Origin of the sequence: Corallococcus sp. CA049B (genome assembly GCF_003611685.1) — a bacterium.
GTDB lineage: Bacteria > Myxococcota > Myxococcia > Myxococcales > Myxococcaceae > Corallococcus > Corallococcus coralloides.
In genome coordinates, this window is record NZ_RAWC01000283.1 from 1 (window position 1) to 9,676 (window position 9,676).

The following is a 9,676-nucleotide window of genomic DNA, read 5'->3' on the forward strand; positions in this document are numbered from 1 at the left end:
CGCCGGCCCTGCCCGGATGACGTGGAGGCCGCGTCCAAGAAGAAGGGCGGCAAGCGCCCCGCGCCGAAGTCCCCGGCGCCGACCAAGAAGAAGCCTTAGCGGCCCATCGCCTCGGGGTCCGCCGCTCCTGCGCGGCGGGCCCGGCGTCGAAGCGGCGCAAGCTACTCGACGATGAAGTCCGCGGCCGTGCGGCGGCGGCCGGCCACCACCGACACCACCGCGCGGCCCTTGCCCACGGCCGTCACGCGGCCCTCGGGCGACACCGTCACCACGGCGGCGTTGGAGCTGAACCACTCCAGCGGCACCTTCTCCAGCGCCACGCCGTTGCGGTTGTACGCGCGCGCCTGGACCATCACCGACTGGCCCTTCTTCTTGAAGGTGTACGAGGTGAGGTTCAGCCCCAGGCGCGCGAAGTCCGGCGGCACCACCTGCACGGCGATGGCGCGGTGCAGGTGCCCCAGCGTCGCGGAGACGGTGGCCACGCCGGCGGACGCGGCGATGAGCTCGCCGTTCTCCACGCGCGCCACGGCCTCGTTGCTGGAGCGGAAGTCGGGCGCCGCGTCGGGGATGACGTGGCCCGCCTCATTGCGCGCCACCACGCGCATCTTGATGGTGCGCCCCACCTCCACGAAGTCCGCGCCCGGAGCGCGCACGTCCAGCGACGCGAGGATGGTGAGGTCCAGCGGCAGCGCCGCCTTCGCCCGTCCGCCCTGCACGCCGATGATTGTTTTTCCGGACTTGCGCGCCACCACCGTGCCGTCCTCCAGCACGGAGGCCACCTCCGGCGCGGAGCTGGTCCAGCGCAGGCGCGTGTCCATCATCTTGCGCCCGTCCGCGTCCAACACCGTGTAGCTGAGCGGCAGGTGCTGCCCCTGGGTGCGCAGGTAGCGCAGCTCGGGCGGCTCCAGGGTGATGGTCGTGGGCGACGGTCCACACGCGCCGAGCACACCCAGCGCGAGGAAACCCAACAGGGAAAAGGAGATGGGACGTGAGGTCTTCACGAAGGCAGGCACGCGGCAGGAGGGGAATGGCCGAGTCTACCGGTGGCTCACTCAAAGGGCGTTAAAACCTGGAGCCCCCGCGCCGAAGTCCGCGCGCCTGCACGCCTGCTGACGACTACTGCCCACTTCCACGGCGCGGGGTCCGGGCCTCCATCGCGCCCAGCACCTGCGCGGCCAGGGCCTCTCCCTCCCGCCAGCCCGCCACCCGGGCGCGCTCCCTCGCCTGCTCCAGCCGCTCACGCGCCTCCGGCGCCCGGCCTCCCGCCACCAGCAGGCGCCCGGCGTTGAAGTGGATGCGCGCCACCTCCTGGGCATCCCCGCCCTGCTCGGCCAGGGCGAGCGCGCGCTCCAGGTCCGACAGCGCTTGGGCCGGCTCGCCCGCGAGGACCCGCAGGCCCGCGAGCTGCGACAGCGCCCGCGCCTGGCCCACCGCGCTGCCCACCGACCGCGCCTGCTCCGCCGCGCGCGTGAAGGCCACCCGCGCCCGGTCCAGCTGCCCCAGCCGCTGCTGCAGCCGGCCCAGGAGCAGGTAGTGCTCCCAGAAGAAGTCCGCCACGTACGGGGTCCGGTTCCCCATGCGCTGGAAGGCCCGCGCGAGCAGCTCCACCGCGGCCGTCGTCTCGCCCCTGGCCTCACGCACGCGCGCGAGCTCGCCCAGAATCAGGGCCTCGACCTCCGGGTCCGAGCCCGCCGGGCCCTGCGCCATGCTGAGGCGCACCTCCGCGTCGTCCACGCGCCCCAGCTTCAGCTCCGCGACGGCCAGGCGCCGCGCGGCCTCCGCCCACCGGCCGGGCGTCTGCATCACCGGCACGCGGTCCAGCCACGGCGTCACCAGCCCGTCCACGGCGGCGGGGTCCGCCTGCGTGAGACATCCCGCCGCGCGCGCGAGCACGTCCAGCTGCCAGCGCACCACCGCCGCCGTCGCGCCAGGCGCCCGGCCCAGGGCCCAGCGGAAGAACTCCACCGCCGAGCGCCACTCGCCTCGCGCCGCGAACCAGTCCCCCGCCCGCTCGCACGCGGCCGGCGCGCCGGAGGCATCCGCGCCCAGCAGGTGGTCCGCCACGCGCACCTCGCGGGCCGGCTCCTGCACGAACGCCTCGTCATCCAGCGTCTCCGCCAGCTCCTGGTGCGCGCTGCGCAGCTGCGAGGGCGACAGGCGCTCGCGCAGCACCTGCCGCGCCTCCTCGCTCGTGAAGCGGAAGATGCCGGGCTGCCCGGGCACGGGCACCACCCACTCCGCGTCCTCCAGCACCCCGGCGCCGTCCGTGGCCGTCAGCGACGCGCGCACCAGCTCCGCGCAGAAGAGCGAGCCCTCCACCGCGGCGCGCTGGAGGAAGCGCAGCGACGCGGCGGGCAGCAGCTCCAGCCTCGCGCCCAGGGCCTGCCCCAGGCCTTGCGGCAGCGCCGCGGGGGACAGCGGGCCATTGGCCTGGAAGCCGCCCTCCGTGCGCTGCAACACCCCCACCGACACCAGCAGCCGCACCAGCGCCAGCGCATGCGCGGGATTGCCGCGCACCCGGTCCGCCACCGCCCGCTCCAGCGACGGCGACAGGGCCATGCCCAGGCTCGCGGTGAGCAGCGCGTTCAGCTCCGACGGCGACAGCCCCTCCAGCACCGTCACGGGCAGCGACGCCAGCGCCGTGGGCACCGCGTCCACGTCACCCGTGGCCACCAGCGACACGCCTGGCTCCTTCGCCGCGAGCAGCCCCGCGAGCATCTCCAGCGAAGGGCCGTCCACGCGGTGCACGTCGTCCACCAGCAGCAACAGTCCAGACGGCTTCGCCACGCGCTGGATGGCGTCCACCACCGCTCCGTCTCCCGCCGGCAGGAGTCCGCCGCCTGACGGCGCGCCCCGCGCGAGCCTCCGCCAGAGCGCCGCGGCCTCCGGTTCGGAGAGGCCCAGCCCCGACAGCGGCGGCAGCGACGCGTCCCCGCCCGCGGCGGCCCGCGACAGCGCGGCGAACACCGTGCGCCACAATCCCAGCGCTCCCGCGGAGCGAGGGTCTCCACCCCACGCGTACACCACGCGCGGCGAGGCGCCCGCGGCCAGCTCGGCCACCGCCTCCAGGAAGCGGCTGCGTCCCACGCCCGAGGGCCCCACGAAGAGCCGCGCGCCGCCTTCGCCCCTGCACGCCGACTCCACCACCATCGCCGCCTGCGTCAGCGCCTCGTCGCGCCCCACCAGCGCGTCCACGCGGGTCGCGGGCGCGCCGGACTCCACCCGCCACGCCGTGCCGCCGGGCAGCTCGCGCGACGCGCCGATGCGCACCCCGCCCGCCTCCACCAGCAGCGCCTTCACGGAGGCGCCCACCAGCAGCTCGCCGGACACCGCCGCGTCCGCCAGCGCCTGCGCCCGCTCCAACCCCAGGCCGGTCAGCCGGGCCGCCCCCTCCTCCGCGCTCGTGCGCACCACGCCGGACTCCAGGCCCCGCCGCACGTTCAGGCCGGCGCCGCCCAGCTCCTCCGCGCACTTCAGCGCCCGCGTCGCGTCGTCCGCGCGCGCCTGCGGCAGGCCGAAGGGCAGACACCACCGCGTGTCCGACAGCGCCAGCGCCTCCACGTGGTGGCGCGCGGAGACCTGCGCCACCGCCTCGCGCAGCCGGACCGCGTGGGCCGGCTCGCCCGCGACCACCAGCAGCGTGAGCCGGCGCATCTGCGCCTGCGCGTCCATGGCGCGGATCTTCACCGTGGGGCCCGGGGCCTCATCTCCGAGGGCCGGGGGGCCGTCGTCGTCCTCACCGCTGGCGGACGGCGGCTCGGCCAGGGCGGAGGCCAGCGGCGCGGGCACCTCCATCGTCGGGTCGGTGGGCGGCTCGTGCACGGCGCCGTCGCCGCGGCGCGCGGGGGCCTTGGCCGTCGGCGCGTCGGGGAGGTCCTCGTCGCCCAGGTGCACGGGCGGCTCGCGCAGCGCGGGCATCACCGGCAGCCTGGGCGAGGCGGAACCGGAACCGGACGCGGGCGTGAGCGACTTCTGCGCGGCGTCCACGCCCAAGGGCGTGAGCGAGTTGCCGCACGCGGGGCAGAAGCGGCTGGTCGCGGGGGTGGACTGGCCACAGCGCGGGCACGACACGTTGGAGGGCTCGCGGCCCTGGGGCAGCCCGGGCTCGCCGCTGCCCGCGTCGCGCAGCCGCGCCAGCACCGGTTCGCCCACCAGCCGCGTCACCACCGCGGGGACGCTCTCCTCCGGCGGCTCCGGCGTTTCATCCAGATACGACTGGAGCGCGCGGGCCACGTCCGCGCAGCGGGCGAAGCGCTGGCCGGGGGCGCGGTGGAGCATGCGCAGGATGATCTGCTCCAAGAGCGGTGACAGCCCCTCCACGAACTGCGAGGGCCGGGGCACCGCCGCCAGCGCGATGCGCCGCATGGCCTCCGCGGGGTTGTCCGTGTCGATGAACGGCCGGCGCGTGCACAGCTCCCACAGCACGACCCCCAGCGCGAACTGGTCGCTGGTGCCGGAGACGGGCTCGTTGCGCACCTGCTCCGGCGACATGTAGCGCAGCTTGCCCTTGAGCACGCCCGTGCGCGTGCGGCTGGCGCGGATGGTCGCCTTGGCCACGCCGAAGTCCACCACCTTCGTCAGGCCGTCCAGGCGCACCATGATGTTCTGCGGGCTGATGTCCCGGTGCACCAGCTCCAGCGACGCGCCCTGGCTGTCACGCGCGTGGTGCGCGTGATCCAACCCCAGCGCCGCGTCGCGGATCATCTGCGCGCAGACGCGGTGGGGCAGCGGCGTGCCGGCCCGCGCCGCCGCCTTCGCCAGGCGGCCCAGGTTCTCGCCCTCGATGTACTCCATGGCGATGTAGAACGTGCCCTGCCACGCGCCGACCTCGTACAGCGAGACGACGTTCGGGTGGTTCAGGTGCGCCGCGACGCGGGCCTCGTCGAGGAACATCTCCACCGAGCCGTCGTGCTCCAGCAGGTCCGGCAGCAGGCTCTTGAGGATGACGGGGCGCTCGAAGCCGCTCACCCCCACCTGACGTGCCAGGAAGATTTCCCCCATGCCCCCCACGGCCACGCGGCGCAGCACCGCGTACCTGCCGAAGATGAGGGAAGACGGGGAAGCACCGGACACCATCGCCCTTGAACCGTACCCAGCGATCCCCATCCCCCGCCAGTCCCCGGCCCTTTGCTTTCGCACGGGGAGCCATTAGCCATTCCGCCTCCGTGTGGGGTCCTGGCGTACCGGGCACGAGTCGCATGGACCCAGGCACGTTTCAGACGTGCCAGGTCAGCCTTCCCGCCTGCTCGGACGACCCGGGCGCGAGGGTCAACGGCGACACATACAGCCCGCGCCGCTCCCGCTTCCACCAGGCTCCGGTGCGCTGGCGCTCCGCCCGGGACGTCATCCGGTAGTCGTGGAGCACCGCCCGTACGAGCCGGGGTGGGCGGTCCGGGAAGGGGTTGGACGCGAACAGCCCCAGCACCTCCGGCGAGCCCTCCAGCAGCCGCTCCATCAGGGCCAGGAACCACGAGGGCGGCGACCCCAGCGCGGCGAACCACATCTGCCAGTCCAGCCGGGGCTGATGCGGGGCGACCTGGCGCGGTGGCCGGTCCACGCCCGACGTCTTGTATCGGAACGGGAACTCCAACCAGTGCTCGCCGTCGTTCGAGCCCTCCACGGTGATTTCCGGCCGGTCCACCGTCATCACCGCGAACAGGCCGTAGGAGTTCACCGAGTGCAGCGGCATCACCCGGTCCTCCAGCCAGTCCACCGCCCGCACCAGGCGCTCCGGTCCGCGCGGCCACCACCCCATCCGGCGCAGCTGCTCCACGGTGCCCAGCGTGAGCAACGGCACCGCCGCGGCCACGGACAGCGCCGTGCCCGGCACCGACGGCCGCCGCGCGGGCCCGGCGTCGCGCCCCAGCGCCTCCGGCAGCACGCGCCGCAGGGCCGCGTCGTCCAGCAGCCACAGCCCCAGGGCCAGCGACTGGACGTTGAAGAAGCCGTAGTTGCCCGTGGCCATGATGGCCACCTGCAACGCGGAGAGGATGCCGAAGGTGGCCTGCCGCACGCGCCGGGGACCGAAGGCGAGGAACGGCACCGCCGTCTCCGCCGCCAGCACCGCCGCCGTGCCCGCGTGGCGCACCTGGCGCGGGAGCTGGTGCGCGGCCCAGCCGCCCCGCGTGGGCAGGGGCGCGGTCTCGAAATACACGTCGCACGCGCTCAGCTCACGCCACGTCCGGTCACCCGAGTGGACCTTGCTGATGCCCGAGCCGAAGTAGAGCCGGAACACGAGCATGCGGAAGAGGAACACCTCCAGCGCGGACACGTCCCGCGTCCCCAGCCCGGGCCTCACGCCGGCCGGCGCGGTGAGCGCGCCCAACAGCCCCATCTCCAACAGCAGCACGTCCCACTGGAACGACAGGAACTCTCGCCCCAGTGACACATAGGACAGATACAGCGCCCACAGCGCGGCGGCGCTCGGGAGCGGGGCCACGTTGAGGAGCAGCGCCAGCGACAGGGCCTGCCCCACGCGGCAGCCGCGCACCAGCGCCGCGTCCGACGCGTCCCTCCAGAACACGGACGGACGGCGCCAGCGGCCCTGCGCGGCCCAGCGCTCGGACTGCGCCAGGTCACGGATGGGACGGATGCCCTTCTCTCCGTAGAGCCCCAGCACCTGCTTCCCCAGCGACGTGAAGGCGATGAGGAACGTGCCGCCCAACAGACGCATGAAGGCCCAGCGCACCCACCGGTGCTCCGCGGGCTCCGTCACGCGGCTGAACAACCACGTGTCCCATTTCGACGCGCGCCGGCGGTGGTGCGCGATGACCGGATACACCGCGCCCGCCACCTGCCGGACGCCGGGCGCCAATCCCAGCCGCGCGGCCAGCCGCGTGCTCCACCGGGGCGACCAGGCGAGCATGCGGAAGACGGCCTCCGCGCCGGACGAGCGGCGCCCCGACGGCTCCACCAGCTGCATGGCCCGCAGCATGTCCTTCTTCGGAATGCCCAGCAGCGTGAGCAGCCACCTGCTCCCGCGCGCGAAGCGCACCCGGCCCCCCGTGTCCTGGCGCCAGCGAGCCACCCAGCGCTTGCAGAAGCCGCAGTCCCCATCGAACAGCACCAGCGGTTGCATCACGCGCATCGGGTCGCTCCTTCGTCCAACGACAAAGGTGCGCGCGGCGGGCGGGATGCGAAGGGGCCGGGAGGGCCTGCTGGAGGGGCAGGCGGGCAGCGGAGCGGGGCCCCCTGTCACCTGGGGACAGGTGCCTAGCTTTGTCCGCATGAGCGAGCCCAAGGCCCAGGCGAAGAAGACGGATGAAATCGTCCCCGGCGTGCACCACTGGACCGTCTCCGACGACCGGCTCGGCGGCATCCGCAGCGACGCCTACGCGGTGGTGGACGACGACGGCACCGTCACCCTCATCGACCCGCTGCCCATCGACGAGAAGGCCCTGCGCAAGCTGGGCGACATCGACGCCATCGTGCTCACCGCGGGCAACCACCAGCGCTCCGCGTGGCGCCTGCGCAAGGTGTTCGGCGTGCCCGTCTGGGCGCCCGAGGGCGCGCAGGGCCTGGAGGAGAAGCCGGACTTCGAATACGTGAACGGCACCACGCTGCCGGGCGGCCTCAACACCTTCCAGACGCCGGGGCCCACGGAGGCCATGTACACGCTGTGGCTCCAGAAGAGCCCTCACGCCGTGGTCTTCATCTCCGACCTGCTGTCACACGAGGGCCGGCGCACGCCCACCTTCGTCCCCGGCGAGTACCAGGATGAGCCGCTGCGCACGCGCAGCAGCATCCAGCGCATCCTGGACCACCTGCCCATCCAGACCGTCTGCTTCGCGCACGGCGCGCCCATCCTCAAGGACGGCGCCAGCGCCCTGCGCAAGGCCCTGGAAGAGGACGACGAGTTCCCGCACGCCCCCGCGCCCTGAAGCCTTCAGCCCGGAGGCACCTCGCGCACCAGCACGTGGCCGTCGTCCTGGCCGGGCGGCGCCAGCTCCAGCCGGGCGCCTGCCTCCGCGCGGTCCAGCAGCGCGCCCAGCGACAGCAGGTCCGTGACGGGGATGCGCGTGGCGGGCGCGGGCGCATCCCCCCGGAGCATCGCCCGGGCCACGTTGGCCTCATTGGAGAGGTCCGTCTCGTAGACGAAGGTGCGCTCGTCGTAGTCGTGCCCACCGGGGACGCGCCCCACCAGCCGCATGGGCCCCAGCCGCGAGTGCACGCGCACGGCGGGGTTGTCCCACTGGGTGATGCCACGCAGCCGCTTCGCGCGCACCATGCCCAGCGTGAGCAGCTTCACCCACGCGGACGCGCCCCGCCCCGGCAGGAAGCTGAACAGCGACACGCCCACGAACAGCCCCGGCGTCAGCGACGGCGCCACGTAGCAGGCCGCGCCGATGGCCAACTCCTCGTCCGCCAGCAGCAGCCGCTCGCGCGCGGGTGCCTTGAGCAGCCGCGCGGGACAGCGCAACAGCCCGATGGCGCCGGGCAACAGGTACAGGTCCGACAGCACCCAACGCGGCACGCCGATGCCGCCGAACGCCAGCTGATTGAGCGTGAGGTACTGCCGCGCGAGCTCCGCGTTGTGCTCCGCCAGCAGGTGCGTCACCGGGACGCCGTACGGCGCCAGGTCCAGTGACGGGACGTGCACGCCGGAGCCCAGCGCCTGCAATGACAGCTCAGGGGTCGCCGCGAAGAACGCCTGGGCCTGCGCCGCGAGCTCACCCGCCATCGGCTTCGAGTTCCTTCGCCACGACGTCCAGCCGGTACTCGGGCGGAATCGAGACGCGCGAGGCCTCCACCGGCGCGCGCGACACGAGGCAGCGCGACGAGCCTCCGCCCTTCTCCGTCAGCTCCGGCATCGGCATGGACACCACGCGCATGCCCAGTCGCTCGAAGGTTTCCACGATGTGCGCGGGCATCACCGTGGGCGCGAGCAGGTCCCTGCCCAAAGGCAGACCATTGGTCGCGTAGCGGCGGATGTCCGCCTCCGTCACCCGCACCAGCCGGTCCGCGCCGAAGCGCTGCTCCAGGAGCGCCACCGACTCCGGCGCCATCACGTCCGGGCACACCACCAGCCGGTCCACCGCGGGCAGGGGCAGCACCGCCATGTTCCCGTGGAACGCGGGCTCGCGCACCTGCACGCGCAGCACCTCGCCGGGGAAGTGCCGCTGGGCCGCCTCCAGCCCGTCGAGCGTCGTGCGCCCGCCCCAGAACAGCAGCGTCACGCCGTCGAACGTCGCCACGTCGCCGTGCGCCTCCCAGATGCCCACGCCCGGGTCGACGACCTCCAGGCCCAGGCGCCGGGCCAGCGGCGTCCAGTGGTCGCGCTCCGTGAAGCGATGCGCGCTCATCATCCTGGGCAGGAGGAACAGCGGGGCCTGGCCCTCGCGCGCCACCACCTGGCCACACTCGGCCGCGTAGGGCATGCCCGTCAGCGCGTCCGACGGGGAGGGCAGCGCCACCACCGTGCCTCCTCGGGACTCGATGTGCCGGGCGAGCGTCAGCCACTCCCGCCGCGCGCCGCGCGCATCCGCCGGAGCGGCCTCACGGCTGCGGAAGTTCGAACGGCCTCGCAGCGCCCAGCCCCGGCCCGGGGGCGACATCAGGAAGAGGTCCATCATCCCTCGCTTCTAGCCACCGCCCCGGCGCCTCACAACGCGTCCGTCTCCAGCCTTGAGAAAACAGTCTGGCAAAATGCAACGCCCGCCCGTCCCCTCTCATTTCC

6 protein-coding genes are annotated in these 9,676 nt (G+C 73.9%); 1 reads left to right on the forward strand and 5 read right to left on the reverse strand.

The annotated features are described in order from the left end of the window. Positions 1-161: 161 nt before the first annotated feature. From D7W82_RS35815 to D7W82_RS35825, 3 genes are all read right to left on the reverse strand, one after another. On the reverse strand, positions 162-1,001 hold the full coding sequence (locus D7W82_RS35815) for an Ig-like domain-containing protein (RefSeq protein WP_120622602.1): 840 nt from the start codon (positions 999-1,001) through the stop codon (positions 162-164). A gap of 115 nt (positions 1,002-1,116) precedes the next feature. Beyond that, on the reverse strand, positions 1,117-5,106 hold the full coding sequence (locus tag D7W82_RS35820; protein ID WP_304988760.1) for a protein kinase: 3,990 nt from the start codon (positions 5,104-5,106) through the stop codon (positions 1,117-1,119). A gap of 109 nt (positions 5,107-5,215) precedes the next feature. Beyond that, positions 5,216-7,087 (reverse strand): lipase maturation factor family protein, encoded by a 1,872-nt coding sequence (locus D7W82_RS35825; protein ID WP_120622599.1) that lies wholly within the window; start codon positions 7,085-7,087, stop codon positions 5,216-5,218. Between the two features lie 139 nt (positions 7,088-7,226). Between D7W82_RS35825 and D7W82_RS35830 the strand changes: the two genes are divergently transcribed. Further along, positions 7,227-7,880 carry an MBL fold metallo-hydrolase gene (locus D7W82_RS35830; RefSeq protein WP_216619210.1) on the forward strand — a complete coding sequence of 218 codons (654 nt, stop codon included), beginning with the start codon at positions 7,227-7,229 and terminating at the stop codon, positions 7,878-7,880. 5 nt (positions 7,881-7,885) lie between these two features. Here D7W82_RS35830 and D7W82_RS35835 read toward each other — a convergent pair whose 3' ends face one another. After that, the gene (locus D7W82_RS35835; protein ID WP_120622601.1) at positions 7,886-8,680 is read right to left on the reverse strand and encodes a hypothetical protein; all 795 of its coding nucleotides are present in this window, start codon (positions 8,678-8,680) and stop codon (positions 7,886-7,888) included. After that, complete coding sequence (locus tag D7W82_RS35840) at positions 8,670-9,572, reverse strand: dimethylarginine dimethylaminohydrolase family protein (RefSeq protein WP_233588143.1); 903 nt, start codon at positions 9,570-9,572, stop codon at positions 8,670-8,672. The genes D7W82_RS35835 and D7W82_RS35840 overlap by 11 nt, the downstream gene beginning before the upstream one ends. Positions 9,573-9,676: the final 104 nt, after the last annotated feature.

Coding starts and splice junctions, on each gene's coding strand:
- D7W82_RS35820 (WP_304988760.1), bottom strand. CDS start 5,106: ATGGGGATCGCTGGGTACGGTTCAAGGGCGATGGTGTCCGGTGCTTCC.
- D7W82_RS35835 (WP_120622601.1), bottom strand. CDS start 8,680: ATGGCGGGTGAGCTCGCGGCGCAGGCCCAGGCGTTCTTCGCGGCGACC.
- D7W82_RS35840 (WP_233588143.1), bottom strand. CDS start 9,572: ATGATGGACCTCTTCCTGATGTCGCCCCCGGGCCGGGGCTGGGCGCTG.
- D7W82_RS35830 (WP_216619210.1), top strand. CDS start 7,227: ATGAGCGAGCCCAAGGCCCAGGCGAAGAAGACGGATGAAATCGTCCCC.
- D7W82_RS35825 (WP_120622599.1), bottom strand. CDS start 7,087: ATGCGCGTGATGCAACCGCTGGTGCTGTTCGATGGGGACTGCGGCTTC.